Raw genomic sequence first — 26,355 nt, forward strand, 5'->3', positions numbered from 1 at the left:
GACGCTCGGGGCCGATCTGCGCGCCCGTAGGGATTCGAACCCCAAACCTTCTGATCCGTAGTCAGATGCTCTATCCGTTGAGCTACGGGCGCACGTCCCGAAGGACGGAGACGAGTGTACGGGACGGCGTCGGCGCGACGGAAATCGGGTTCCGTGGGCACGACGCTCGGGGCGCATAGTCCTTCCGGACCAATTTTGCGTCTTTGCCCAAGAAACGACCCCGCCGGGCTCTACGGTGGCCTCACCTGCCCCGACCCCGGGGCCTTCCGTCGGAGGGAAGCTCCCCCATGCCCCGTCATTCCCTGCTGTCCTCGTCGATGTGCGCCAGCGTCGCGCTCGTCGCCGGCAGCGTCGCCTTCGTCGCCGCCCCGGCGACCGCGGCGCCCCCGTCCTTCGAGCAGTGCGCCGCCGCGTTCCCCGCCGCCGACCTCGAGTCCGGCCAGACCGTCACGGGCCTCACCACCGCCGGCCGCTCGCGCGGGTCCGACGTGACGCCCGAGGCCTTCAGCGGCACCTACATCGACACCCTCGAGAGCGACGACGGCGACACCCTCGTGTTCGACCTCTCGGGCTCGCGCATCACCAGGAGCGACGGCACCATCGACGCCGGCGTCTGGTCGGGCATCTCCGGCTCGCCGGTCTACGCCGAGGACGGGCGACTCGTCGGAGCGGTCGCGTACACCTTCGGCGGCAACGAGTCGTCGTCCATCGCCGGCATCACGCCGGCCGCCGACCTCTACGACCTGCTCGACGACGAGGACGTGTCGGCCCCCGCCGAGCGCATCACGCTGACGTCGTCGCAGAAGAAGCAGCTCGTGGCTGCCGGTGCGAGCAGCGCCGAGCTCGGCAAGGGCGCCCGCCGCATCGCGCCGGTCTCGGCCATCACCCTCCCGACCAAGTTCGCCGCCGGGTACGCCAAGATCGCCAAGCGCGCCGGTGCGCCCGCGCGTGACGTCGCAGCCGGTGGCGCCAGCCTCGGCGAGGAGGTCCCGATCGTGGCCGGCGGCAACCTCGCCGCCGCCGACTCCTACGGCTCCCTCTCCAGCTACGGCCTCGGCACCGCCACCGCCGTCTGCGGCGACGACGTGGTCGGCTTCGGGCACCCGATGGACTTCCGCAACGCCAGCCGCACCCTCCACGGTGCGAAGACGTCGTTCATCCAGGCCGACGGCGTCGGCTCGTTCAAGATGGCCAACCTCGCCGCACCCCAGGGCGCGCTGACCCACGACGGACTCGCCGGCATCGCGGGCCGCCTCGGCCAGGCCGTCGACTCCGCCATCGTCACGTCGACCGCGCGCTCCGACGGCAAGCCCGCCACGACCTACCGGTCCACCGTGCCGAACCCGGAGGCGCTGACCGAGATCGCCGGCACGCACGCCTTCCGCGACGCGGCTCTCGCGCAGGACCAGCTGGGTGGCGGCGAGTCGCTCGTGTCGTGGACGGTCAAGGGCACGGCCAAGGAGGACGGCAAGCCCGTCACCCTCGAGCGCACGCAGCGCTACAGCGTCACGGACTACCTCGGCGAGTACGTGGCCGACGGCGTGGCCAACGACATCGCGGCGCTGCAGGAGAACGAGTTCGCCAACCTCGACGTCGACGACGTCACGATCGACGACACGCTGACCTCGCCGTACAAGGCGCTGAAGATCGGCACCATCGACCGCTACTACCCGTCGCGCAAGGCGTGGGGCCGGCTCAAGTCCAGCGGCACGCTCACCGTCAAGAAGGGCACGCCGTTCAAGCTCCGCTTCAACCTCGTCAAGGCCGACAAGTACTCCAAGGCCACCCCCAAGTCGGTCGTCATGGAGATCCGGACCTCGGTCTTCGCCTACGGCACCGGCCGGCTGCGGATCCTCGGCGCGAACGAGCTCAGCGGCTGGGAGGACGACGAGGAGTACGGGGAGTCGTTCTACTGGGAGGACGACGAGGACTTCTACTACGACGACGAGGAGGACCCGCTGTCGGTCCCGGCGAAGGAGCCGGAGTCGGCCCAGGAGGTCGCGACCCTGCTGTCGAAGCAGTCCCGCAACGACGACATCCTCGTCTCGCAGGACTTCTTCTCCACCCGCTACGACGTGGTCAACTCCGATCGGACCACCCGCGCCGACTCGGTCGTCTCAGGCGCCTTCCAGTACCGCCTGAAGTACGTGCGCTGATCGCACGCGCACACGGACGACGACGGCGCCGCCTCCCGCACGAGCGAAGGGCGGCGCCGTCGTCGCGCCGGGGCCGGCTCAGCCGACCAGCAGAGGTCTGTACCCCGCACTGACGGTCAGGACCCCGGTGCCGACCGCCGGCGAGATCGCAGCGCTCACCGCGAGAGTCCAGTCACCGAGGCGGATCTCGTCCGGATAGCTCACGGTCACCTGACCGGTCTGGTCGGTGGGAGCACCGGCGAGCTCGGCCTCGAACGCGTCGGCGCTCGCCCGGTCGACGTCGAGCGCCTCGAGCAGGTCGCGGTACCCCTCCGCCAGCTGGTCAGGGGGGATCTCGGCCGTACGGGAGAGGAACGCGAAGATGTCGCCCTCGTGGTAGAACGTCAGGTCGGAGAGGTCGAGCTGGATCGACCCTCCCTCGAGCTCGAACCGCACGGCCCGCGGCTCGTCGCCGCCGTAGTCGGCCCGAGGCTCGGCCTTCCCGATCCCGAACGAGGCGTCGGACGGATCACCGGTCAGGTCCCAGACCTCGACGTCGCCGTCGACCGACCTCGCGGTGGGGTCGGTCCCGACCGATGCAGATGCCGACGCCGAGGCCGACGGGGCGGCGGCCGAGGGCTCGTCACCCCCGCCGGTGCACGCCGTCACGGACATGAGGATCGCGACCAGGACCACCGCGGAGCTCTTCACCGTCCCACTCTAGGTCGATCGTCCCTCACCTGCCGGAGACGTCGTGCCGGCAGGCCGCAAGGCGCGGACGACGACCAGACGACGTCAGCCGGTGTTGCGCAGGCCGGCCGCGATGCCGTTGATCGTGAGCAGGAGCGCCCGCTCGGTCTCGGCCGACGGCGACTCGGCGGCGCGGGCCTTGCCGAGCAGCGAGACCTGCAGGGCGTGCAGCGGGGCCAGGTAGTGGTCGCGCAGCTCGAGCGTACGACGCAGCACCGGCGCCTGCTCCAGCAGCGACGACTGACCCGTCACGCGCAGCACCTGCTCGACCGTGCGCTCGTGCTCGGCGCGGATGACGTCGAGAAGGTGGCGGGCGTCGTCGGGCACGAGCGCCTCGACGTAGGACGCGGCGATGTCGAGGTCGGTCTTGGCCAGCGTCATCTGCACGTTGGACAGGAACGTGCGGAAGAACGCCCACGACCCGTACATCTCCTGCAGGGTCTCGCCGCGGCCGTCCTCGAAGGCGGCCGCGAGGCCGGACCCGACGCCGAACCAGCCGGGCAGGATGATGCGCGACTGGGTCCAGCCGAACACCCACGGGATGGCACGCAGGTCGTCGAGGCCGCCGGCTCCGCCGGGGCGCTTGGCAGGGCGCGAGCCGATGTTCATCTTGCCCAGCTCGTCGACGGGCGTGGCGGCCACGAAGAACGGGACGAGCGCGTCGTCGCGCACGAGCGCCCGGTACGCGACCTTCCCCTGCTCGGCGACCACGTCCATCGTCGTGTTCCAGCCGTCGAGCACCTCCTGGGGCAGCAGCGACGTGCGGTGCAGCGTCGACGCCTCGATGACGGCGGCGAGTGCCCCCTCGAGGTTGTGCCGGCCCAGGCCGGGCAGCGCGTACTTGTCGGAGATGACCTCGCCCTGCTCGGTGATCTTGATCGGTCCGTCGAGCGACCCGTAGGGCTGGCTCATGATCGCCTCGGCCGTGGGTCCGCCACCGCGGCCCACGGAGCCGCCGCGGCCGTGGAAGAGCCGCAGGACCACGCCGTGCTCGCGGGCGACGTCGCGCAGGGCGCGCTGGGCCCGGTGGATCTGCCACTGCGACGCCGCGATGCCCGCGTCCTTCGAGGAGTCGGAGTAGCCGAGCATGATCTCCTGCACGTCGCCGCGCGCGGCGACGATCCGCCGGTACGACGGGTCCGAGAGCAGGGCCTGGAGCAGGGGTCCTGCTGCCTCCAGCTCGGCCACGGTCTCGAACAGCGGCGCGAAGCCGATGCGCGCCAGCGCCGGCCCGTCGACGCCTCCGGTCAGGTCGACGAGCCCGGCCTCGCGGGCCAGCACGACCACGGCGAACAGGTCGTCGACGTCGTGGGTCATCGACACGATGTAGGTCTCGACCACCTCGGGACCGTAGGTGTCGAGGGCGACGCGGATGGTCTCCATGAGCCGCAGCGACGCCGACGCGGCCTCCCCCAGCCGGGCCCGGTCGACCGACGCCCCGAGGAGCGGGCGGGCCGACGTCATCTCCTGCTGCAGCCGCTCGATCCGCTGCGGCCGCTCGAGGTCGCCGTACCCGGGCTCACCGAGCCGCTCGTAGAGGTCGGCCAGGGCGGCGTGATGCTTCGCGGAGTGCTCACGCACGTCCATGGTCGCCAGCCCTGCTCCGAACGTCACGGCGGTGCGGATGAGCCGGCGGATGGCGCCGTCGCCGGTCAGCGCGTCGCCGGCGGCGAGCATGGACCGACGCACCAGCACCAGGTCGCGCACCATCTCGTCGAAGGACAGGTAGTCGCGGCCGGGCTCGTGCGGGGTGTCGTTCACGAGCCGGTCGCGGGTGCGCAGCAGGCGCACGCGCACGAAGCTGAGCTTGAGCCGGTAGGGCTCGTCGGCGTTGAGCCGGCGGATGGTGCTCCACGTGATCGGCAGGGCCTCGGCGTCCTCGGCAAGGCTGTCGAGCAGCTCGGCGCTGGCCTCGACGATGCGGGTCGAGGCGGTCATCTCGGTGAGAAGCTCGTCGACCATCGCCACCAGCTCGCTGATTCCCGACGTGTGCTGCAGGTGCAGCACCTCGAGGGTGACGTCGGGCGTGACGTTGGGGTTGCCGTCGCGGTCGCCTCCGGCCCACGTGCCGAAGCGCAGCGGTCGCGACGTCTCGGGCAGCTCGACGCCCACCCGGGCGGCCTGCCGGTCGAGCTCGTCGAGCAGGCCGGGCACGACCTCCGAGGCGATGGAGCGCAGGTAGTACACGGCGGTGCGGGCCTCGTCCTGCGGCTCCGGGCGCACGACGCGCAGCTCGTCGGTCTGCCACAGCAGGTCGATCAGCTCGGCCAGGCGGCGTTCGCCCGTGGCGGTCTCGGACGCCGGACGCCGGGGGTCCTCGAGCTCGCGCACCGCCTCGGCGACCTTGCGCAGCAGTCGCAGCACGGTGCGTCGGCTGGCCTCGGTCGGATGGGCGGTGAACACCGGGCGGTACTCCACGCGCGCCAGCACCGACGTCAGCAGGTCGGCGTCGAGGCTGCCGTCGGCCAGGGCCTCCTCGATGCGCCCGAAGGTGCCGGCGAGCGGACCTTCGGAGCCGATGGTGAGCTCCTGCCAGCGGTGCAGCTGCTCGGTGATGTTGACCAGCTGGAAGTACAGCGCGAACGCCCGCGCGAGCACCACGGCGCGCTCGGGCTCCAGGTCGTCGAGCGCCGCCCGCAGCTCGGCGGCGCCCTGCCCGCTGTCGGGGGTGCGCGCGAGGTGGCGCACCCGTTCCACGAGGTCCAGCAGCTCCGGCCCCTCGTGCCGCGTGAGGGCCTCGCCGAGCAGCGTCGTCAGCTGGCGCACCGACGCACGCAGGGCGGCGTGCTCCTCGTCGGAGGCGACACCCCCCGCGAACAGGGCGGCGTCGGGCGCGCGGCGGTCGGACTCGAGGATCTGCTCGGTCGTGCGGGGGCTGGCGGAGCTCATGGGTCCATCCTGCCGGTCCTGTGTTGCAGACGTGTGGCGCGTCCGGAGAACCTGCTCAGAGGCTGCTCAGTGGTCTTCTCGGAATGCGCATGACCCGACCCGTGTCTACCGTCGAAGGATGATCGCCGAGGAGCACAGGATCGCGTCGCCGCAGACGCGCTCACAGCTGTGGGCGAACCTGCTGCGTCTGGAGACGCTGGGCGAGTGGAGTGCGGTGAGTCGCTGCGCGTCCACCGGCTCCGACCTCCTCGACGCAGCGCAGTCGTACCTCTGCTCGTTGCAGCACGGCGAGGACCTGATGGATGCCACGGTCGTCGTCACGCACCTCGACCCGCCCGAGGAGCTCCGGCTGCGCACCACCTCGCCCATGGCAGTGGTGAACGAGCGCATCGTGCTCGAGCCGGACGGTCGCGGCACGATCGTGCGGTACTCCGCATCGGCCTCGTCGTCGATGTTCGGCCCGGCGGTCACCGTGTGGCTGCACGACCACGTGCGCCTGGTGCAGGACCGGCTGAGTCGTTACGTTCAGCGGACCGACCTGCTGCAGCCCGACCAGCGCTGAGCCCCTTCCGGACCTTCGAGGTCCCCCGCCGCCTCCTCCAGGGGTGAATAGAAGCGACGGGGGCAGAGCACACCGTATCGGCGAGCACCCCTCGTCGTGCGCACGCCCCGGTCGTGTCGTCCTGGTCTCTTGCCACGCGCGACGTGACGCGGCACACTGTCAGTACACATTATATAGAATGTAGGCTGATGTCTGTTCCAGGTTCTCCCGTCCTGCGCGTCACGTGGCACGAGGACGTGCTCGAGCTCCGGCTCGACCGTCCGCACCGACGCAACGCCCTCGACCACCAGCTGGTCGAGGAGCTGCTGCACGCACTCGCCGTCGACGCGCCTCGTGCCCGCGCCATCGTGCTCACCGGCGGCGACCTCCACTTCTCGTCGGGAGGCGACGTCGGCACGATGCCCGGCCCCTCCGACGGCTTGTTCGGCCCCGCCGCTCGGCTCTCGCTCATCCACCGCGCGGTCCGCGAGATCCGCGCCGCAGCGGCTCCGACCATCGCGGCGGTGGACGGCTACGCGATCGGCGCCGCCTGGGGTCTCGTGCTCGGGTGTGACGTCGTGGTGGCCGCCGACGACGCGTTCTTCCTCGCACCGTTCGCCCGTCGCGGTCTCGCCTCGGACGGCGGGGTCGCGTGGCACCTGACCCGCGCCCTCGGCCGCCAGGCCGCGACCCGGCACCTGCTCCTCGGTGAACGTCTCGCGGCGCAGGACGCCTACGACGCCGGCCTGGTCACCCGGGTCTGCCCGACCGGCAGCGCCACGACCGTGGCCCTCGAGCTGGCCGCGGACCTGGCGTCCGGCCCCCTGGAGTCGCTCGCGGTGACGCGCTGGATGTGCGACGTGGCCGAGCACGAAGGGCTCGAGGCGTTCCTGCGCGAGGAGCGCGTGGGCGTCTCGCTCGCGGGTCACGGACGCGATGCCGCGGAGGGCCACGCCGCCTTCGCCGCGCGCCGGGACCCGGTGTACCGATGACGCCGGGGCAGACGCTCGTGGACATCGAGGTCGTGGAGTGTGCCACCTTCGTGGCGGGCCCGACGTGCGGCATGACGCTGGCCCAGCTCGGCGCTTCCGTGGTGCGCGTGGACCTGCCCGGCGGCGGCAGCGACTTCGGACGGTGGCCGTTGAGCCGGTCCGGCGCCAGCCTCTACTGGGCCAACCTCAACAAGGGCAAGCGGTCCGTCGCGCTCGACTACCGCACCCCCGAGGGCCGCGAGCTGCTGCTCGCCCTGGCCACCCGCGAGGGCCCGGGGCGGGGCATCTACCTCGACAACGTCGTCGGCAGGAACCGGCTGACCCACGAGGACCTCGCCGCCGTGCGCGCCGACGCCATCTCCGTGCACGTGGAGGGCTTCCCGGGCGGTCGTCCTGCCGTCGACTACACCGTGAACGCCTCGGTCGGCATCGCCGACATGACCGGCCCGGAGTTCCTCGACACCCCGGTCAACCACGTGCTGCCGGCCTGGGACCTGCTCACCGGGCTGCACGCCTCCGTCGCGGTCCTGGCCGCGCTCCAGAAGCGTCGCGCCGACGGCATCGGGAGCCACGTCGACCTCGCTCTGTACGACGTCGCGGTCTCCTCCGTCGGCGCCCTCGGCTGGTTCGCCGAGGCCGACGAGGTCGGCCACAGCCGGCAGCGGCACGGCAACCATGTCTTCGGCAGCTTCGGCACCGACTTCGCGAGCCGCGACGGCGAGCGCGTCATGGTCGTGGCGCTGACCGAGGGCCAGTGGCACGCGCTGTGCGCCGTCACGGGGACCGTGGACGTGTTCGCCGCGCTGGAGAAGGCACTCGACGTGGACCTGCGCCACGAGGCGGCCCGCTACGAGCTGCGCGAGACGATCGCCTCGATCCTGCGGCCCTGGTTCGCCGCCCGACCGATCGACGACCTCGCCGCGCTGCTCGACGAGGCACGAGTCCTGTGGGCTCCGTACCTGTCGGTCGACCAGGCCGGCGAGGTCGCCCGTGACGCCGCCCGTCCCGTCCTGCGCGACATCGAGCAGCCCGGCGTGGGTCGGATGGCCGCATCGTCGTCGCCGCTGCGCTGGGGCGACGACACGGTCTGGCCCTCGCCCGCTCCGGAGCTCGGGTCGGACACCCTCGCCGTGCTCACCGAGGAGCTGGGGCTCGGCGACGCCGAGATCGGCGGCCTCAGCGACCGCGGAGTGATCGCCCGCCAGGACGTCGCGTGAGCCTGGCCGACGCGACCACGCTGCTCTTCGTGCCGGGCGACCGACCCGACCGGTTCGAGCGCGCCCTCGCCTCCGGTGCCGACGCGGTGCTGTGCGACCTCGAGGACGCCGTGGCCGCCGACGCGAAGGACGCTGCCCGTGCCCTCGTCGCCGAGGCCGCCGCGGCAGGCGCGCGTGTGGCCGTGCGGGTCAACGCCGTCGGCACCACGTGGCACCGTGCCGACGTCGCGATGGCGGTCGAGCACGGGCTGCCGGTGGTGCTGCCCATGGCCGACCGCGCGGCCGTCGTCGCCCTCGGCGAGGTCGCCGTCGAGGTCCTCGCACTGGTGGAGACGGCGCGTGGCCTGATCGACGCCGTCGACGTCGCCGCCTCGCCGTCGGTCACCCGCCTGGCTCTCGGCCACCTCGACCTCGCCACGGACCTCGGTGTGGATCCCGACGTCGGCGAAGTCGTCGACCACGCCCGCGCGGCCCTCGTCGTGGCCTCGGCCGCAGCCCGCCTGGTGGGCCCGGTCGACGGGGTCACCCCGCAGCTTCGTGACCCCGACCGCCTCGTCGCCGACCTCGCCCGCGCCGAGCGCCTGGGCCTTCGCGGCAAGCTGTGCATCCACCCCGACCAGGTCACCACGGCGGCGGACCGGTTCGCGCCGTCGTCGCAGGAGCTGGCCTGGGCCCGCACGGTCGTCGGCGCCGAGCGTGACGGCGTCGCCGTCGTCGACGGGCAGATGGTCGACGCCCCGGTCCTCGCCCGCGCCCGTCAGGTCCTCGCGCGAGGACGCCGACACAGCTCCACGTCCTCTGCCGCACCGTCCCCCACCGAAGGAGAACCCGCATGACCCTGCTCGACTCCCAGGTCGCCGTCGTCACCGGCGCCGCCCAAGGCATCGGTCTCGCCATCGCCCACGCTTTCGTCGACGCCGGGGCACGCGTCGTGGTCGCCGACCTCGACGCCGACGCTGCGAGCAAGGCCGTCGCGGAGCTCGGGGGCGACGACGTGGCTCTCGCCGTCGCCTGCGACGTCGTCAGCGCCGACGACGTCCAGCGCGCGATCGACGCGGCCGTGGAGCGCTGGGGTCGGCTCGACGTGATGGTCAACAACGCGGGCATCACCCGCGACGCGACGATGCGCACCATGAGCGAGGAGGCCTTCGACCAGGTGATCGCCGTCCACCTGAAGGGGTGCTGGAACGGCACCCGGCTCGCGGCCGCCCACATGCGGGAGGCCAAGAGCGGCGCGATCGTCAACATCTCCTCGCTCTCGGGCAAGGTCGGCATGGTGGGGCAGACCAACTACTCCGCCGCCAAGGCCGGCATCGTCGGGCTGACGAAGGCCGCGGCGAAGGAGATGGCCCACCACGGAGTGCGCGTCAACGCCATCCAGCCGGGCCTGGTCGCGTCGGCCATGACACGGGCCATGCCGCAGAAGGCCTGGGACGGCAAGATGGCCGAGATCCCGATGCAGCGGGCCGGGGAGCCCGAGGAGGTCGCCCAGGTCGCCCTGTTCTACGCCTCGGCCATGTCGTCCTACATGACCGGCACGGTGGCTGAGGTCACCGGCGGACGGTTCATGTGAGCGGACGTCCCACGCGCACGGTCGACCCGCTCGCCGTCGCCGGCCTGGCCGACCTGCTCGGCGCCGACGACGTCGACACCTCCGTCGGCGCACCCCTGCCGGCCCTGTGGCACTGGGCTGCTCTGGCACGGTGGGTGCCCCTGTCGGCCCTCGGACCCGACGGGCACGCGATCGACGACGGCCTGCCGACGCGCCGAGACCTGCCGCGCCGGATGTTCGCCGGCGGCGAGGTCGCGGTGCTGCGCCCGTTGCGCATCGGCGCCGAGGTCGGCATCGAACGTGTCGTCGAGGACGTGCGCGACACGCAGGGCCGCTCGGGGCCCCTGCGCTTCGTGACCGTCCGCGACACCGTGCACGACGACCAGGGCCCCGCGGTCCAGGAGCGGCTCGACCTCGTCTACCGGGCCGGCGCGGGTCTCGTCGCACCGTCACCGCCGGGCGCGGGCGTCCCGGCCTCGCCCGACGACGGCCCTGCCGGACTGTCCTCGACCGAGCGGGCCTCCTGGGACTTCCGTGCCGATGCCCCGCTGCTCGCACGGTTCAGCGCACTCACCTGCAACTCCCACCGGATCCACTACGACCACCCCTACGCGACCGGCACGGAAGGCTACGCCGGACTGGTCGTCCACGGCCCGCTGCTGGCGCTCGCCCTCGCCGAGGTCGCCCGTCGCCGGGGCGGACCGCTGCGCCGCGTCGCGCACCGTGGCCGCTCCGCCCTGGTCGCGGGCCAGCGGGCGCACCTCGACGTCGTGGATCCCGGTGCCGACTCCGGCCAGGGCTGCACCGTCGAGGCGCGCCGACCCGGTCCCATCGACGACCCCGACCACGCCGCCGAGCCGGTCTCGACCGTCACTGCCCACCACCACCTCGAGGAGACCTCGTGAACGACGCCGTCATCTGCGCCCCCGTGCGCACCCCCGTGGGCCGCTACGGCGGCTCCCTCGCCGCGGCCACTGCGGCCGAGCTGGCCGCCACCACCCTCACCGCGCTCGTCGAGCGCACGGGGCTCCCGACCGATGCGGTCGACGACGTGATCCTGGGGCACTGCAACCCGAACGCCGAGGCCCCCGCGATCGGACGCGTGGCGGCCCTCGACGCCGGGCTCGGCATCCGCGCGGCCGGCCAGCAGGTCGACCGGCGCTGCGGGTCGGGCCTGCAGGCCGTCGTCAATGCGGCCATGGCCGTCCAGACCGGCGCGGCGGAGCTGGTCGTCGCCGGCGGCGCCGAGAGCATGAGCAACGTCCCCTTCTACTCCACGGACATCCGCTGGGGCGGTGCACGCACGGGCGTCACGATGCACGACGCCCTCGTGCGGGCTCGTCAGACGGCGGGCGGCCGCTTCCACCCCGTGGCGGGCGGCATGATCGAGACGGCCGAGAACCTGCGGCGGGAGCACGGCATCTCCCGGCACGACCAGGACGCTCTCGCGGTGCAGTCGCACCAGCGCGCCGTGGCCGCCCAGCGGGCGGGGATCTTCGCCGACGAGATGGTGCCGGTCACCGTCGGCTCGGGCCGGCGCGAGACGGTCGTCGACGTCGACGAGCACCCCCGCGCCGACACGACGCTCGAGTCGCTCGGCGCGTTGCGGCCGATCATGGGCAAGGTCGACGCAGAGGCGACGGTCACCGCCGGCAACGCGAGCGGGCAGAACGACGCGGCCGCCATGTGCGTCGTCACCACCCCCGAGCTCGCCGCCCGTCACGGGCTCACCCCGCTCGTCGCCCTGCGCAGCTGGGCCGTCGCCGGCGTGCCGGTGGAGACGATGGGGATCGGTCCCGTCCCCGCCACGGCCGACGCGCTCGGCCGGGCGGGCATCGGCTTCGACGACCTCGACGTCGTGGAGCTCAATGAGGCCTTCGCCGCCCAGGTGCTGGCCGTGCTGCGCACGTGGGGCGTGGAGCCGGACGACCCGCGCATCAACCCGCACGGGTCCGGCATCTCTCTTGGCCACCCGGTCGGCGCGACCGGTGCCCGGCTCGTCGGCTCGATGGCGCAGGAGCTGGCGCGCCGCGAGGGCCGGTACGGGCTGGTGACGCTCTGCATCGGCGGCGGCCAGGGCATCTCGGCGGTCTTCGAGCGGGTCGGCGCGTGAGCGGTCCGGCGGTCATCGACTCCCCGGAGGCGCTGCACGCGCTCGTGGGCGTCGAGCTCGGCCCGAGCGGCCCGCTGGTCGTCGAGCAGCAGCGCATCGACGCGTTCGCCGACGTCACCGGCGACCACCAGTGGATCCACGTCGACCCCGAGCGCGCCGCGACCGGTCCGTTCGGCGGTGTCATCGCCCACGGCCAGCTGACGCTGTCGCTGGTCACGGCGCTGGCGCCCGAGCTCTACTCCGTGGAGCTGGGCACGGCGCGCGTGAACTACGGGTTCGAGCGCGTCCGATTCCCGGCCGTCGTCCCGGTGGGCTCCACGCTGCGTCTGTCCTGCCGCGTCACCGACGTGCAGGAACGCGACGGCTCCTGGCTCGTGACGTTCCGCTTCACGATGCTGCGCGACGGACACGACCGCCCGGTCTGCGTGGCCGACAAGCTGTCGCTGATCCTGGCCTGAGCCCCGCCTCGCGGCCACCCCCGACCCGCGCGCCTCGCCGGCCCGGACTCACCCACCGGCGGGGCGCGCGCTCATGCCCGGCGCCGTCCCAGCCACGCAGCACGAGGGCGGGTGGCGCCGTGCGCCACCCGCCCCGTCCGCGCTCGTCGTGCGTCAGCCGCTGTAGCCGAACGCCCGGTTCCACCGCGCCACGATGTCGGCGCCCTCGGTGCGGGCCTGCTCCGGCGTGTAGAGCTCGAGCCCGTCGGAGTCGCCCGACGGCAGCTCGTACGACCCGGTCCTCGTCGTGGGGATGTCGGTGCGTGCTGCCACGAAGCCCTGCGCCGCCGCGAACCGCTGGCCCGACGTCGACATCGTCCAGTCCTGGAACAGCTTGGCCGCCGCGGAGTCGAGGCCGGCCTCCGTGACGCCCTGCATGTTGTACGTGCCCGAGACACCGCTCGGCGGCACGACGAGGGTGATCGGCGCACCGGCCACCTCGGCACCGTAGGTGCTGTTGAAGCCCGAGGTCGCGACCTCGATCTCGCCGCGGGCGAGCGCCTCCAGCTGCACGCTCGTGGTGTCGAAGATGCGCGGCTCCTGGGCGGCGAGCTTCTCCCAGTAGTCGGCGTCCAGCTCCTCCTGGAACTTCGCGAGGCCCTGGACGGTGCCACCGGCGCCCGCGTTGACGATGCCGACCTTGCCCTTCCACTTCGGGTCGAGCAGGTCCGACCAGTCCTTCGGGGCGTCGCCCTTCTGCACCACCTGGTTGTTGTAGGAGAACGCGTACGCCGAGTAGTAGGGCGCGTAGTAGAGCCCGTCCTCGTAGACGACACCCTCGGTGTCGGCCAGGGCGTCGCTCGACGTCACCTCGTACGGCGCGTACACGCCCGCCTCGGCGAACTCCTCGGCCAGCACCGGGTCGGTGATGGTCACCACGCCGGCCTCGAGGCGGCCGGCGCCGGCCTCGCTCAGCACCCGCTCGGAGAGCTTGCCCGACGGCATCCGCGTCATGTCGACGTCGACGCCGGTCTCGGCCTCGAAGCGCGCGGCCGTGACCTCGGCGCTCTCGGCACCGGAGGCGGTGTACCAACCGACGGAGCCCTCCTCGCGGGCGGCCTCGAGCAGCTCGGCGTCGGCGACCTGCTCCCCGTCGATGACGAGTCCGTCGGAGTCGTCGATCTCCGGCATGGCGAGGATCTCCTCGGCGGCGCTGCCCGCGCCGGCGCTGCTGGAGCCCTCTCCTCCGCCGCCGCATGCGGCGAGGGTGAGGGACACCGCCGCGACCGCGGCCACGGCGAGGGTCTTGGTGGGCTTCTTCATGTCGTCCTCCTTGGACGTCCTGCAGGGGGTCGGGTGGTGAGGGGTGTCAGCGGTTCGCCAGGCGCCGTGGGATGTAGGAGAGGACGAACATGACGAGGCAGTACAGAAGGCTCATGGCCGCCGCACCGCGCAGGGCTCCGCCGTTCTCGAAGGCGTCGTAGATCGCGATCGAGAGGATCTTGGTGTCGGTCGTGTAGAGGAACAGAGGCACCGTCAGCTCGCGCATGCTGAGCATGAGCAGCAGCACGAACGTCGACAGCAGCCCGACCTTCATGAGCGGCACGGTGACCGCGAGGATCGCGCGGGTGCGGCTGGCGCCGAGCATGACGGCACTGTCCTCGAGGTCGCGATCGGTCTGCAGGATCGACGATGCGATCCCGCGGAAGCCCTGCGGGGACTGCACCGCGATGAAGGCGATCGCCATCACCGCGAGGGTGCCGTAGAGCGGGATCGGCATGACCAGCCACGTCCACAGCAGTCCCATGCCGAGCACGACCGCGGGGATGGCGAGCGGCACCATCGAGATGCCCTCGATCAGACGACGGCCGCTGACGGTGGTGCGGTAGACCGCGTAGCCGCAGAGGAAGGCGAGCACCGTGCCGGCCGAGGCCGCGATGACGCTGACCACGACGCTGTTGCCGGTGGCGTCGAGGAAGCTGCTGGACTGCAGCACCGTGCCGACGATCGACAGGTCGAACGCACCCGGCTGGAACAGGTCGCCGATCGAGGACATGTACGGGCTCGTGCGACCGGCCGTGACGACGAGCGCCAGCAGCGGCAGCAGGATCGACAGCGTGAAGAAGCCGAGCACCGCGACGAGGGCCGGCGTGCGCCACGCTCCGAGCGCGATCTTCTTGTTCTTGACGCCCTTGCCGGTGACCGTCGTGAACGACCGCTTGGCGATGACGCGGTTCTGCAGCGTGGTCGCGATGATGACGACCGCCACGAGCACCACAGCGATGGCGGCGCTCTCGTTGCCGCGCGACGGCGTCGCGTTCAGCAGCCGGAAGATGAAGGTCGGCAGGGTGTCGACCCCGCCGGGCGTGCCGAGCACCTGCGCCACCGGGAAGTTCTCGAAGATCAGCGTGAAGGTGAGGATCGCCGACCCGAGCACCGCCGGCAGGGCGAGCGGGAAGGAGATGCGTCGCAGCATCGTGCGGGTCGACGACCCGTGGATCTGCGCCGCCTCCTCCAGGTCGGGGCTCATGAGCGACAGCGCCGCGTGCACCATGAGGAAGGTGTAGGGCGCGTAGTACATCGCGAAGACGAGCACGAGGCCCGGCATCGAGTACATGTTCACGAACGCCGGCAGACCGACGTCGCGCAGCCCGATGTTGAGCAGGCCGGCGTTGGGACTGCCGAGCATCGACCACGCCAGCGCGCCGACGTAGGACGGCAGGAACATCGGCATGAGGCCGACGAGGTAGACGAACTTCGGGATGCGGATGTCGGTGCGGGCCGCGAGGAACGCGAGCGTCCCGCCGATGAGACCGGCGAGCAGCGTGGCCGCGATGGCCATGACCATCGAGTTGACGAACGCCTGCCGGACCTCGGGGACACCGAGGACCCCGAAGTTGCCGAGCGTCGGCGAGAGGCTGATGTTGCCCGGCCGCGGCACGGAGCCGGTCATGGAGGCCAGCAGCACGAAGCCGGCGGGCACCAGGATGAGGAACGCCAGGAAGGCGATCAGCAGGCCGGAGCCGAGCCAGCGGCGCATGAACCCGGCGCGGGTCCTCGGGGCACTCGTCCCGGTGGACGGTGCGGGCGACGGTGCGGCGGGTGCGTCGACGAGGGCGGAGGCCATCTCACTCACCCGCCTGGCCGGCGCCGACCAGCTCGGCGGGCGCCTCGGCGGCCGGGAGGTCCGGGACGATCCCGGGCACCTCGTCGGGCAGGACCTTCACGTCGCGCGCGTCGACCTGCACGAACACGCGGTCGCCGGGGTGGAAGACGTTGACCGCCGAGCCCGCGAGGGTGGCCTCCACGACCGGTCCGGCGTCGAGGGTCACCGAGCAGCGGGTGGTCGCACCCTGGAAGACCGTCACGCCGACGGTGCCCTCCCAGGCGTTGGCGACCTGCGCGTCCCGGTCGAGCGTCACCCGGACGTGCTCGGGCCGGATGCTCACGCTGGCCGGCACGTCGCCGAGACCGGCGGACTCGCTGACCAGCTCCAGGGGGTGCTCGGTCGACACGAGGCGGTGACCCGTCCCGGGCTGGACCGGGAAGATGTTGAGCACGCCGAGGAACGCCGCGATCGACGCCGAGGCCGGGGTGTCGTAGATCTCCGTCGGCCGGGCCAGCTGCGCGATGCGCCCGTGCTGCATCACGGCGACCCGGTCGGCCAGGGCCAGCGCCTCGCTCTGGTCGTGGGTCACGTAGATCGAGGTCAGGCCCAGGTCCAGCTGCAGGCGACGCAGCTCGACCCGCAGGTCGTCGCGCAGGCGGGCGTCGAGGTTCGACAGCGGCTCGTCGAGCAACATGATGGCCGGTTCCATGGCGAGGCTGCGGGCCAGGGCGACACGCTGCATCTGGCCCCCCGAGAGTGCGCTCGCGCTCTTGTCGGCCTGGTCCTCCAGGCCGACCGTCCGCAGGGTGGTCAGGGCCTTCTCGCGCAGCTGCGCCTTCGCGACCTTCTGCATGCGCAGCGGGAAGGCCACGTTCTCCAGCACCGTGAGGTGGGGCCAGACGGCGTAGGACTGGAACACCAGGCCCACGTTGCGCTTGTTGGCCGGGACCCGGGTGCCCGCGTCGGCGTCGAAGACGGCGCGGCCGCCGATGCTGATGCGCCCCGCCGACGGCTCCTCGAGCCCGGCGACGCACCGCATGGTGCTGGTCTTGCCGCAGCCGGACTGGCCCAGCATCACGATGGACTCGCCGTCGGCGATGTCCAGCGACAGGTCCTTCACCGCCTGGAAGTCGCCGTAGTGCAGCGACAGGTTCTCGATGGTGACGTCCATGTCAGCTCTCCTTCGTCACAGGGGTGGGGGTGCGGACCGTGACGAGCGCATCCAGCGCCACCACTCCGTGGCCGTCGCGCAGGACCGCGGCGGGGTTGATCTCGGCCTCGACGACGTCGGGGCGGTGCTGCGCCAGGCGGGACACCGCCACGACCAGGTCGGCGAGTGCGTCCAGGTCGCCGTGGGGGGCGGAGCGGTAGCCCCGCGACAGCGCGGTGGCCCGGACGGACTCGATCATGCCGAGCGCCACCTCACGGTCGACGGGGGCCAGCTGCGCGGCACTGTCGCCGTACAGCTCGACCGTGACGCCACCGGCGGCCAGGACCACCATCGGACCGACGGTCTCGCTGACCCGGTAGCCGACGAGCATCTCCTGGACGACGTCGACGACCATCTCCTGCACCAGCACCGTGTCCGCGCCGACCTCGGGCCGGTGCCGGGCCACGCTGTGGAGGATGCGCTCGCGCGCGGCCTGCACGCCCGCGGCGTCGGCGACACCGACCTCGACACCGCCGACGTCGGACTTGTGGGCGATCTCGTCGGACAGCACCTTGACCACGACGGGGTAGGGCAGGCCCTCGGGCACGTCGTCGTGGGGTCCGAGCACGGCGCTCGCGGGGAACCGGGCACCGACGGCCGAGAGGACGTCGGCGGAGGCCCGCTCGTCGAGGGCGACGGTGGGGCCGGCCGGGTGCGGGACGGTGGTGAGCGCCTCGGGCCGCGGCGACCTGGTGCGCAAGGTGGCAGCCACGGACTCCGCGCACGACTCGACCGTGCGGAAGGCCGGGACCCCGGCGCGGTGCAGGCGCTGCAGCGTGACGAGCGCGTCGGGCAGCGCCCACGCGACGACCGGGAGGTCGCGGCCGGCGAAGTCCTCGATCGCGCTCGCTGCCAGCTCCGGGTTGAGCCGGGCCGACGAGCCGATCACGAAGACGAGCAGGTCCAGCTCCTGGCTGGCCTCGAGGATCCCGAGGACGGTCGTCACCTTGTCGTGCCGGGTGCCGGCCAGCGTGAGGTCGACGATCAGGCTCTCGGCCACGGCGATGCCGGCGTCGTTGATCGCGGCGAACGTGGCGCTCGACGGCTTGGTGACCCGCAGGCCGCGCATCTCGAGCTCGTCGACGGCGATCGCGGCGCCGCCACCCGTGGAGGTGATGACCCCCACCCTCGGTGCCGACGTGGCAGGGCGACGCGGGGCGTCGGCGAGTCGACGCTGCACGGCCCCGCACTCGACGAGCGACTCGAAGTTCTCGACCCGGACGAAGCCGCACGCCTCGAAGAACGCGCTCGCCTCGCTGTCCTCACCGGCGAGGGCTCCGGTGTGGGAGACGGAGAGCTCCGCCGCCGCGTCGGACCGGCCCAGCTTGTAGACGGTCACCGGCTTGCCGTGCTCGTGGGCGAGCTGCGCGAACTCCGCGAGCGACTCGGCGTTGTCGAGCGACTCGAGGAACAGGCAGTAGGCGTCGACGTCGGGGTCGTCGATCGTGGCCGAGCAGATCTCGCCGAGCGTCAGGTCGATCTCCGACCCGGTCGAGACCAGCCCGGCGAACCCGATGCCCACGGCCTTGGCCCGGGTCATCAGGGCACCGATGACGCTGCCCGACTGCGACGCCACGAAGGTGCGGCCGACCGGGATGTCGTCCTCGCCGAAGGCCGCGTTGGCGGTGAGCAGCATGCCTGCGCCGGGGTTGACCACGCCGATGCTGTTCGGCCCGACGATGCGGACGCCGTACCGCTGCGCCACCTCGAGCAGCTCGCGCTGCCGCTCGGCGCCCTCGGGGCCTGCCTCGGCGAAGCCACCGGCCAGCACCGTCACGACGGGAACGCCGCGCTCGCCGCACTCGCGCACCGCGTCGACGACGAAGCGGGTGTCGGCGGCGACGAACACGTGGTCGGGCGTCTCCGGCAGCGCCGAGATGCTCGGCCACGCCTTCTCGCCGAGCACCGTGTCGCGGCGCGGGTTGACCGGGTAGACCCGGCCCGTGTACCCGGCCTTGCGCAGGAACGCGAGCGGTCGGGCGCCGGTCTTGCTGATGTCGTCGGAGGCGCCGATGATCGCGACGGACTCGGGGTGCATCAGGGCGCCACCGAGGGTGGTGGTGGACAGGACGGTCACGGGGTGGTCTCCTCGGGCAGGACGACGTCGAGCGTCGTGCGGGCGCTGGGCGCGGTCCAGGTCTGCTCGGCCAGGGCGGCGGCGCGGTCGTGGCCGATGACCGGACCGGCCAGGCGGACGAGCTTGGCGGTCATGTCGTCGTCGCTGACCGGGTTCGACGGCTCGCCGTAGGGCGTGTCGACCTGCTCGGTGAGGACGGTGCCGTCGTGCAGGGTCACCTCCAGCACGGCGCGGCGCAGCCGCGGGTAGGCCGCGTCGGCGTCGGCGTCGGCCACCACGGCGACGCGACCGACGAGGTCGCGCACGGTGGCGTCGTGGCGGGCCTCGGGGCCGAACTCGGTGAGGCCGACCTCGTCGAACGTGAGGGCGACGGTCACGGCGAACGGGATGCTCATCTGCGCGTCGAGGAACTCGTCGACGTCCGTCGCGGCGTGGTGCGAGGCGACCGTGTAGGTGCGGACCAGCACGGAGGCGACGTCGTCGGCCTTGAGCCCGTGCTCGGCCCGCAGCGCGAGGGCGGCGTCGATGGGTCCGTGCAGGTGCCGGCAGCAGGGGTAGGGCTTGACGTAGGTGCGCAGGAAGACCCACTCCTCACCGAGCCCACCCAGCAGGGTCTCGGCGTCGAGCTCGCCGCGGGTGAACGCCTCGGCGTACCCGTGCCGGGCCTCCAGGACACCGCGCGGTCCTGTGATGCCGGCCTTCGCCAGCTCGGCGCTCGCGATCGCGTCGCGCGCCGCCTTGCCGGGGTGCAGCCGCTTGACCTCGGCCGCCTGGCCGAGGAACGCGAACAGGCCACCGGCGTGGGACGCGGCGATGCCGAGCGCGTGCTCCATCCGCTCAGCGTCCAGGCGGTGCAGCACACCGACAGCGAGCGCCCCGGCGAGGACGCCGGTGAGCGGGGTGTTGTGGAAGTGGTTGCGCCAGGTGGCCGGGTGGCCGGCGGCGGCCAGGCGGCAGACGCCCTCGAGGCCCACCGCCAGCGCCCGCTCGGTGAGCTCGTCGTCGCTGCCGGCAGCCTGCGCCGCGGCGAGGACGGCGGGGAACACGACCGTGCTGGGGTGGACGCTGCCCGGCGTGTAGCCGTCGTCGACCTCGAGGCAGTGCGCGCTCGTGCCGTTGACCAGCGCGGCACCGAGGGCCGAGAGCCGACCCGATCCGACCGCCTCGGCGGCGTCGCCGGGGTACTGGACGGCGGCGTGCTGGGCCACCTGGCGCGACGTCGGCGCGGCAGAGCCGGGGACGACCGCGGCCAGGTAGTCGACCCAGAGCCGACGCACGTGGTGACGGGTGGCGGCGTCGAGGGGCCGGTCGGCCTGGGCGGCGGCCCACTCGGCGACCGTGGCGGTGGCGCCCTCGAGCGCCGGGCCGGCCGCGTCGGGGCTGGCGGAGGTGCTCGTGCTCATCGGCTGGCTCCCGCCCGCTGGTCGAAGCGTCGGCCGAAGACCGACTGGGCGATGGTGTTGCGCAGGATCTCCGTGGACCCGCCGGCGATCATCCAGCCGCGCGTGCGGCGCACGATGTACTCCATCGGGAACTCCTGGGAGTAGCCGCTGGCGCCGAAGACCTGCAGGGCGTCGTTGGCCACCTTGAACGCCGTCTCGTTGGCGTGCACCTTGGCGATCGCAGCGTCGGTGGAGTCGGGCGCACCGGCGTCGGCGTCGGCCACGGCACGGAAGAGCAGCATCTTGGAGGCGTCGAGCTGGATCCTCATGTCGGCGAACTTCCACTGCAGACCCTGGAACTCGCAGAGGTTCTTGCCGAACTGCGTACGGACCTGGGCGTGCTCGACGGCCCGCTCGTAGGCGCTCTCGGCGAGGGCGAGGGCGCGCGAGGCGTTGCCCATCCGCTCGACACCGAAGATCGACAGCATGGAGCGGACGGCGCCGGACTCGGCCAACACGTAGTCGCGCGGCACGCGGCACTCGTCGAAGTAGAGCTGGCAGTGCGACTCGCCCGACATGTGCCGCTCGGTCTTCCCGCGCGAGAAGCCGGGGGCGTCGAACGGCACCAGCACGGCGCCGATGTCCTTCGTCGTCGGGCCGAACCGGCACCAGACGACGGAGTAGGAGGCCTCCGGACCGTGGGAGTTCCACACCTTCTGGCCGTTGAGGACGACCTCGTCACCCTCGATGCGGGCCGACGTGCGCAGCTCGGTGAGCGCGCTGCCCGCCTCCGGCTCGCTCATGCCGGCGGTGACGATCGCGTCGCCGGCGAGGAGCTTCGGCAGCACCTCGCGCTTCACCCGCTCGGACCCGAAGTTCGCGACCTGGCGGATGGCGCCGAAGTTGCTCGCCTGCAGCGCGTCGGCGCTGTGGGGGCACACCTTGGTGATGGCCATCATGACCAGCACGGCGTCGAGCAGGGACGCGCCCTGGCCACCCAGCTCGGGGTCGAGGGTCAGACCGGTCAGGCCGTTGTCGGCCAGCACCTTGAGGCTGTCCCAGGCGAACTCGGTCCGCTGGAACGCCTTCGGTGCGAACTCCTTCTCGGCCAGCTTGGTGACGGAGTCGACGAGGGCGGTCTGCTCGGGGGTCAGGGAGAAGTCCATCGGTGTCCTTCGGTGGGAAGTGGTGGTGTGCGGTCGGGTGGTCAGGCCACGGGCTGGCGTGACGGGGTGAACTCGGAGAGGGCGCGGCGCAGGCCGCTGGCGTCGAGGTCGGCGACCCCGTCGACGAAGTCCCAGATGCGGTCGGTCTCGACGTCGGCGTCGAGGCCGCCCACGGTCAGGCAGGTGCGGATCTTGGTGCTGACCGCCGCGCGGTCGAGCGGCGTCTCGGGTCCGCCGGGCATGGGTGCCTCGGCCACGTGCACGGTGCCCCCGTCCCGACCACTGCTGCGGTGCAGCTCGACCGTCGCCCCGCTCATGACGGTGCTGGCGGGGAGGTCCTGGCGGACCTCGACGTGCGCGGCCGCGGCCGCGATGCCGGGGTCGACGACGTCGGGGCCGGCGAGGGTCGCGACGTCGTAGCGACCGGTGGTCCAGACGGAGGCGACCTGCCACGGCACGGAGAACTGGGCGTCGATGATCGGCTCGCCTCGGTCGGCGAACGGCCGCGCGACCATGGCGTACGACGCACCCTCGGGCAGGTGCACGACGATGCGGTCGTCGGCCTCGGCGCCGTGACGGCGGTACAGCTCCTCCGCGGCGGCGATGGCCGCGTGTCCGTACCGACAGGCCGGGTAGGGCTTGATGGCCAGCTCGGCACCGGCGAACGGTCCGTCGAGCACGTCGGCCACGGTCAGGTCCGAGCGGGGGACGAGACCGTGCTCGCCGGTCAGCCAGCCGCGCGGACCCTCGATGCCGTGGGCGGCGAGGGAGGCGGCGTAGAGGCCGGCCTGCACCGCGAGGCCCGGCTGTACTCGCTTGGCGAGGGAGCTGTCGACGACCGCCTGGCGGGAGCCGGGCGCCAGCGACGCCCCGAGGGCCAGCGACATCGCGTTCTCGATGCCGGCGCGGTCGAGCCCCCAGGTGGCGGCGACCGCGGCAGCGGCGGCCGGCGCGCCGAGTCCGGCGGTGCGGATGACACCTGGTCGCGGTCCGACGAGACCGCCGAGCCGCGCGAGCACCTGCACGCCGACCACGACGCCGTCGGCGAAGCGGTCCCCACTCGTCGGACGGCGCTGGGCGGCGACGAGCGCCGCGGGCACGGCCACGGCGGCCGTGTGCACGACCGCCTCGTCGTGCGTGTCGTCGAAGTCCCACGCGTGGATCAGCGCCGACGAGACCGCCGCCGCGGCCGACGGCGACCAGCGTCGGCCGGTCCACGGCACCGCCACGTCGCCGTCGCCCAGCTCGTCGGCGGCGAGCAGCATCGCGCGCAGCCCGGGCGCCTGGCCGCCGGCGGCCATGAGGCCCCAGGCGTCGGCGAGCAGGATGCGCCAGCGGTCGAGCTCGGCGGCGTCGAGGGTGTCGAGGTGGCTCACGAGCGGAGGCTCCTTGGGCTGTTGGCGGCGGCGGATCGGTGACCGGGGTCACGTGCTCCACGTCACTCTAGGAAGCCCGCCCGAGGATGTCTAGATATTCTATAGATTCTTTTTCGCACGATCTTTGTGGCAGACTGAGCCCAGCGCGATGCCCTGCCGCCCGAGTACGGTGCGTCAGCGGGCACCCGTCCGCACAGAGAGGAGCCGACATGCGCAGCGACGAGGTCACCCTTCCCGGCAGCCGTACCGCCTACGTCCTCGAGCGCCTGCGCACCGATCTGCGCAACGGGCTCATCAACCCCGGCGACCAGCTGCGCCAGGTCGAGATCGCCCGCCGCTACGGCGTGAGCGCGACCCCCGTCCGCGAGGCCCTGCGGGTCCTCGAGGCGGACGGGATGATCGACTACCACGCCCACCGGGGTGCCACGGTGCGTGACTACACGCCCCAGATGGCCACCGACCTCTACCGGATGCGTGCCGAGATGGAGGCGCTGGCGGTCCGGGTGGCCATGGAGCGGATGACCCCCGAGGTGCTCACGCAGATCCGCGCCGCCGACGTGGAGCTGCTCGCCGCCACCGCGTCGCAGGCCTCTCCTGCAGAACTGTCACGGCTCAACAAGGCGCTGCACTTCGCCATCTACCAGGCCACGTCGCCCGTGATGATCGAGTGCATCGAGATGCTCTGGAGCCGCTTCACGCCCTCGGTGACCCTGTGGAGCGTCACCGGTTTCACCACCGAGCTGCGCCACGACCACGAGGCGATCCTGACCGCGATCGAGGCCGGCGACGCCGACGCCGCGAGCCGGGCCATGCACGAGCACATCATGCACGCGTGCGACCTCCGGGCCACGCACGCCGGGCTCCGGCCGGCCGGCCCTGCGGGCAACGCCGCCGACGCCGTCTCCCCCGAAGCGTCGTGAGGGTGCAGGGCCGACCCGCCTGGCTGCGGCGACCGTCCTGGTTCACCTGTCTCGTCCTCGTCTCGATCGTCTCCCACGCCGTCCTCAACGGCGTGCGCACGCTGATCTCCTACCGCGCGATCGCCCTCGGCGGCGACGCGTTCTCCGTGGGAGTCATCACGGCCGCGTTCGCCGTCCTCCCGCTCCTCGTGGCCCTGCCGATCGGCCGAGCCGTCGACCGCGGCCAGGGCACCCGGGCGCTCCGGTCGGGTCTCCTGCTCACGGTCGTCGCGGTCGCGCTGGCGGCGACGAGCGACCAGCTCGCCGTCCTCGCCGTCGCGAGCGCACTGCTCGGCTTCGGGCAGATCCTGCACACCATCGCGTGCCAGAGCCTCATCCCCTTGTGGTCGCCTCCGGACTCGATGGACCGCAGGTTCGGTCAGCTGACGCTGGGCGTCTCGATCGGCCAGTTCCTCGGCTTCCCTCTCGCCGGGGTCGTCGCCACCCTCACCAACGACACCGCCACCAGCGGGGTGGAGACCGGCCCGGCACTGCTCGTCTTCACGGCCGTGGCCGCAGCAGCGGTGCCGCTGTCGTTCGTCTTCCGACCCGCGTCCCGCGAGAAGCGCAGCCGTCGGGACCAGGCCGCCACCCGGCAGTCGCCCCTGACGATCCTCGGCCAACGCGGCATGAAGCCGGCCATGTACTCGTCCATGACCGTGCTGTCGGGGCTCGACCTGCTCACCGCCTACCTGCCACTCCTCGGCGACCAGCTCGGCCTGAGCGTCGGGGTGGTGACGACCCTGCTCACGCTGCGTGCCGTCGCGTCGGTCCTGTCGCGCATCGCGCTGCCCGTGCTGCTGGCGCGGGTCGGCCGGCGTCCGCTCATCATCTCGGCAACACTCGCGTCGGCCGTCCCGATGGCGCTCGTGCCCCTCACCACCGATGCCGTCGCACTGGGTGCCGCGATGCTGGTCATCGGCTTCTTCTGGGGCATCGGCCAGCCGCTGACGATGGTCTGGGTGACGGCCGTGTCGCACCGCGACAACCGTGCGTCGGCGTTGGCGATCAGGCTGGCCGGCAACAGGGTGGCGCAGTTCGCCGTCCCGCTCGGCGCCGGCGCGGTCGCCGGAGCCACCGGCGTAGGGGTCATCTTCTACCTGACCGGGGCGCTGCTGGCCTCGTCCGGCCTCATCTCCTGGAGCGCGACGCGTGCACTGCCCGAGGAGGGGTAACCACTCTTCGTGAGAAGAGCCCCGCACCGACACGCCGACGACGACCATCGTTTCCCTGCGCGACCTAGCGTCGCGACCATGAGGATCGCCGTGGTGGGAACCGGCTACGTCGGGCTCTCGAACGCCGTCGTCCTGGCGCAGCGTCACCAGGTGGTGGCGGTCGACGTCGACGCCGCGAAGGTCGACCTGATCAATGCCCGCCGTTCGCCCATCGAGGACCGCGAGCTCCAGCAGTACCTGGCCGAGAAGCCGCTGGACCTCGTGGCCACCACGGACGCCGACGCTGCCTGCGCGGGTGCCGACTTCGTGGTGGTGGCCACCCCCACCGACTACGACCCGAGGACCAACTACTTCGACACGAGCTCGGTGGAGACGGTGGTCCGGGCGGCCCTTGCCGCCGAGCCCTCGGCCGTCATCGTCATCAAGTCGACCGTGCCGGTGGGCTACACCGCGACCCTGCGGGAGCGGCATCCCGGGGCGAGCATCATCTTCTCGCCCGAGTTCCTGCGGGAGGGTCGGGCGCTGCACGACAACCTGCACCCGTCGCGGATCGTGGTGGGATCGGAGACCGCCGAGGGCAAGGAGTTCGCGCAGCTGCTGCGCGAGGGCGCCGTCGACGACGACGTGCCGGTGCTGCTCACCGGCTCGACGGAGGCCGAGGCGATCAAGCTGTTCGCCAACACCTACCTGGCGCTGCGGGTGGCGTACTTCAACGAGCTGGACACGTACGCCGCGCTCACCGGCCTGGACACCCGACAGATCATCGAGGGCGTCGGCCTGGACCCACGCATCGGCAACCACTACAACAACCCGTCGTTCGGCTACGGGGGCTACTGCCTGCCGAAGGACACCCGGCAGCTGCGGGCCAACTACGCGTCGGTGCCGCAGAACCTGATCGGCGCGATCGTGGACGCGAACACGACCCGCAAGGACTTCGTGGCCGAGGACATCCTGCGCCGCGGCCCGCGGACGGTGGGCATCTTCCGGCTGGTCATGAAGGCAGGCTCGGACAACTTCCGCGCCTCGAGCATCCAGGGCGTGATGAAGCGCCTGAAGGCCAAGGGCACCGAGGTGATCGTCTTCGAGCCGCTGCTCCCCGACGAGCCCTTCTTCGGCTCCGAGGTGCTGCGCGACCTCGAGGAGTTCAAGCGGCGCAGCGACGTGATCGTGGTCAACCGCCGTACCGACGAGCTCGCCGACGTGGCCGACAAGGTCTACACCCGCGACCTCTTCGGCAACGACTGACCTTCAGCTTCCCGCGCCCCACCGCTCCCT

21 protein-coding genes and 1 tRNA gene are annotated in these 26,355 nt (G+C 72.3%); 12 read left to right on the forward strand and 10 right to left on the reverse strand.

All coding sequences use genetic code 11. The features are described 5' to 3' along the window. Positions 1-19: 19 nt before the first annotated feature. Positions 20-92: transfer RNA gene (locus ASF37_RS04805), tRNA-Arg, on the reverse strand. 195 nt (positions 93-287) lie between these two features. On the opposite strand from ASF37_RS04805, the gene ASF37_RS04810 reads away from it, so the two are divergent. Next, positions 288-2,156: a hypothetical protein gene (locus ASF37_RS04810; protein WP_156364634.1), complete on the forward strand. Its 1,869-nt coding sequence runs from the start codon at positions 288-290 to the stop codon at positions 2,154-2,156. 78 nt (positions 2,157-2,234) lie between these two features. Here ASF37_RS04810 and ASF37_RS04815 read toward each other — a convergent pair whose 3' ends face one another. Beyond that, entirely contained in the window at positions 2,235-2,846 is a 612-nt protein-coding gene (locus tag ASF37_RS04815; protein WP_056579325.1) for a hypothetical protein, read from the reverse strand. Positions 2,847-2,930: 84 nt separating this feature from the next. After that, positions 2,931-5,774, reverse strand: coding sequence for a phosphoenolpyruvate carboxylase (ppc, locus tag ASF37_RS04820; protein WP_082506400.1), 2,844 nt, complete (start codon positions 5,772-5,774; stop codon positions 2,931-2,933). Between the two features lie 118 nt (positions 5,775-5,892). On the opposite strand from ppc, the gene ASF37_RS04825 reads away from it, so the two are divergent. The 8 genes from ASF37_RS04825 (at position 5,893) to ASF37_RS04860 (ending at position 12,647) form a co-directional block, all read left to right on the forward strand. Continuing rightward, complete coding sequence (locus tag ASF37_RS04825) at positions 5,893-6,336, forward strand: hypothetical protein (protein WP_056575037.1); 444 nt, start codon at positions 5,893-5,895, stop codon at positions 6,334-6,336. Positions 6,337-6,524: 188 nt separating this feature from the next. Then, the gene (locus ASF37_RS04830; RefSeq protein ID WP_082506401.1) at positions 6,525-7,307 is read left to right on the forward strand and encodes an enoyl-CoA hydratase/isomerase family protein; all 783 of its coding nucleotides are present in this window, start codon (positions 6,525-6,527) and stop codon (positions 7,305-7,307) included. Next, complete coding sequence (locus ASF37_RS04835; RefSeq protein WP_056579329.1) at positions 7,304-8,524, forward strand: CoA transferase; 1,221 nt, start codon at positions 7,304-7,306, stop codon at positions 8,522-8,524. Before ASF37_RS04830 ends, ASF37_RS04835 begins: the two co-directional genes overlap by 4 nt. Continuing rightward, a complete protein-coding gene (locus ASF37_RS04840; protein ID WP_082506402.1) occupies positions 8,521-9,360 on the forward strand; it encodes a CoA ester lyase in 840 nt (279 codons plus the stop codon). The genes ASF37_RS04835 and ASF37_RS04840 overlap by 4 nt, the downstream gene beginning before the upstream one ends. After that, positions 9,357-10,097 carry a 3-oxoacyl-ACP reductase FabG gene (fabG, locus tag ASF37_RS04845; RefSeq protein ID WP_055961563.1) on the forward strand — a complete coding sequence of 247 codons (741 nt, stop codon included), beginning with the start codon at positions 9,357-9,359 and terminating at the stop codon, positions 10,095-10,097. The genes ASF37_RS04840 and fabG overlap by 4 nt, the downstream gene beginning before the upstream one ends. After that, on the forward strand, positions 10,094-10,981 hold the full coding sequence (locus ASF37_RS04850; RefSeq protein WP_056579331.1) for a MaoC family dehydratase N-terminal domain-containing protein: 888 nt from the start codon (positions 10,094-10,096) through the stop codon (positions 10,979-10,981). Before fabG ends, ASF37_RS04850 begins: the two co-directional genes overlap by 4 nt. Further along, positions 10,978-12,189, forward strand: coding sequence for an acetyl-CoA C-acetyltransferase (locus ASF37_RS04855; RefSeq protein ID WP_056579332.1), 1,212 nt, complete (start codon positions 10,978-10,980; stop codon positions 12,187-12,189). Before ASF37_RS04850 ends, ASF37_RS04855 begins: the two co-directional genes overlap by 4 nt. Then, on the forward strand, positions 12,186-12,647 hold the full coding sequence (locus ASF37_RS04860) for a MaoC family dehydratase (RefSeq protein WP_055961573.1): 462 nt from the start codon (positions 12,186-12,188) through the stop codon (positions 12,645-12,647). The genes ASF37_RS04855 and ASF37_RS04860 overlap by 4 nt, the downstream gene beginning before the upstream one ends. Positions 12,648-12,800: 153 nt before the next feature. On the opposite strand, the gene ASF37_RS04865 is transcribed toward ASF37_RS04860, so the two are convergent. Genes ASF37_RS04865 through ASF37_RS04895 form a run of 7 tightly spaced genes read right to left on the reverse strand, consistent with a single transcriptional unit; the run spans position 12,801 to position 22,946 of the window. Beyond that, the gene (locus tag ASF37_RS04865; protein WP_055961577.1) at positions 12,801-13,949 is read right to left on the reverse strand and encodes an ABC transporter substrate-binding protein; all 1,149 of its coding nucleotides are present in this window, start codon (positions 13,947-13,949) and stop codon (positions 12,801-12,803) included. Positions 13,950-13,995: 46 nt separating this feature from the next. After that, positions 13,996-15,753 (reverse strand): iron ABC transporter permease, encoded by a 1,758-nt coding sequence (locus ASF37_RS04870; RefSeq protein ID WP_055961581.1) that lies wholly within the window; start codon positions 15,751-15,753, stop codon positions 13,996-13,998. 1 nt (position 15,754) lies between these two features. Continuing rightward, positions 15,755-16,906, reverse strand: a complete 1,152-nt coding sequence (locus ASF37_RS04875; RefSeq protein WP_056579334.1) for an ABC transporter ATP-binding protein — start codon at positions 16,904-16,906, stop codon at positions 15,755-15,757. 1 nt (position 16,907) lies between these two features. Further along, positions 16,908-19,022: an acetate--CoA ligase family protein gene (locus ASF37_RS04880; protein ID WP_200931182.1), complete on the reverse strand. Its 2,115-nt coding sequence runs from the start codon at positions 19,020-19,022 to the stop codon at positions 16,908-16,910. Beyond that, positions 19,019-20,425: an MmgE/PrpD family protein gene (locus tag ASF37_RS04885; RefSeq protein WP_055961587.1), complete on the reverse strand. Its 1,407-nt coding sequence runs from the start codon at positions 20,423-20,425 to the stop codon at positions 19,019-19,021. Before ASF37_RS04885 ends, ASF37_RS04880 begins: the two co-directional genes overlap by 4 nt. Then, positions 20,422-21,570, reverse strand: coding sequence for an acyl-CoA dehydrogenase family protein (locus ASF37_RS04890; RefSeq protein WP_055961589.1), 1,149 nt, complete (start codon positions 21,568-21,570; stop codon positions 20,422-20,424). Before ASF37_RS04890 ends, ASF37_RS04885 begins: the two co-directional genes overlap by 4 nt. Before the next feature lie 41 nt (positions 21,571-21,611). Then, entirely contained in the window at positions 21,612-22,946 is a 1,335-nt protein-coding gene (locus ASF37_RS04895) for an MmgE/PrpD family protein (protein ID WP_055961592.1), read from the reverse strand. A gap of 209 nt (positions 22,947-23,155) precedes the next feature. Here ASF37_RS04895 and ASF37_RS04900 point away from each other — a divergent pair, with 209 nt between their 5' ends. From ASF37_RS04900 to ASF37_RS04910, 3 genes are all read left to right on the forward strand, one after another. Continuing rightward, entirely contained in the window at positions 23,156-23,866 is a 711-nt protein-coding gene (locus ASF37_RS04900; RefSeq protein ID WP_055961595.1) for a GntR family transcriptional regulator, read from the forward strand. 2 nt (positions 23,867-23,868) lie between these two features. Next, entirely contained in the window at positions 23,869-25,080 is a 1,212-nt protein-coding gene (locus ASF37_RS04905) for an MFS transporter (protein ID WP_055961598.1), read from the forward strand. 78 nt (positions 25,081-25,158) lie between these two features. Further along, positions 25,159-26,325, forward strand: coding sequence for a nucleotide sugar dehydrogenase (locus ASF37_RS04910; protein ID WP_056579337.1), 1,167 nt, complete (start codon positions 25,159-25,161; stop codon positions 26,323-26,325). Positions 26,326-26,355 lie beyond the last annotated feature (30 nt).

The sequence above is a fragment of the Aeromicrobium sp. Leaf289 genome (genome assembly GCF_001423335.1).
Taxonomy (GTDB): domain Bacteria; phylum Actinomycetota; class Actinomycetes; order Propionibacteriales; family Nocardioidaceae; genus Aeromicrobium.

Bases quoted from the DNA above. Each gene is read 5' to 3' on its own strand.
- ASF37_RS04870 (WP_055961581.1), bottom strand. From the start codon at position 15,753: ATGGCCTCCGCCCTCGTCGACGCACCCGCCGCACCGTCGCCCGCACCG.
- ASF37_RS04910 (WP_056579337.1), top strand. From the start codon at position 25,159: ATGAGGATCGCCGTGGTGGGAACCGGCTACGTCGGGCTCTCGAACGCC.
- ASF37_RS04890 (WP_055961589.1), bottom strand. From the start codon at position 21,570: ATGGACTTCTCCCTGACCCCCGAGCAGACCGCCCTCGTCGACTCCGTC.
- ASF37_RS04830 (WP_082506401.1), top strand. From the start codon at position 6,525: ATGTCTGTTCCAGGTTCTCCCGTCCTGCGCGTCACGTGGCACGAGGAC.
- ASF37_RS04825 (WP_056575037.1), top strand. From the start codon at position 5,893: ATGATCGCCGAGGAGCACAGGATCGCGTCGCCGCAGACGCGCTCACAG.
- ASF37_RS04865 (WP_055961577.1), bottom strand. From the start codon at position 13,949: ATGAAGAAGCCCACCAAGACCCTCGCCGTGGCCGCGGTCGCGGCGGTG.
- ppc (WP_082506400.1), bottom strand. From the start codon at position 5,774: ATGAGCTCCGCCAGCCCCCGCACGACCGAGCAGATCCTCGAGTCCGAC.
- ASF37_RS04835 (WP_056579329.1), top strand. From the start codon at position 7,304: ATGACGCCGGGGCAGACGCTCGTGGACATCGAGGTCGTGGAGTGTGCC.
- ASF37_RS04885 (WP_055961587.1), bottom strand. From the start codon at position 20,425: ATGAGCACGAGCACCTCCGCCAGCCCCGACGCGGCCGGCCCGGCGCTC.
- fabG (WP_055961563.1), top strand. From the start codon at position 9,357: ATGACCCTGCTCGACTCCCAGGTCGCCGTCGTCACCGGCGCCGCCCAA.
- ASF37_RS04900 (WP_055961595.1), top strand. From the start codon at position 23,156: ATGCGCAGCGACGAGGTCACCCTTCCCGGCAGCCGTACCGCCTACGTC.
- ASF37_RS04810 (WP_156364634.1), top strand. From the start codon at position 288: ATGCCCCGTCATTCCCTGCTGTCCTCGTCGATGTGCGCCAGCGTCGCG.
- ASF37_RS04875 (WP_056579334.1), bottom strand. From the start codon at position 16,906: ATGGACGTCACCATCGAGAACCTGTCGCTGCACTACGGCGACTTCCAG.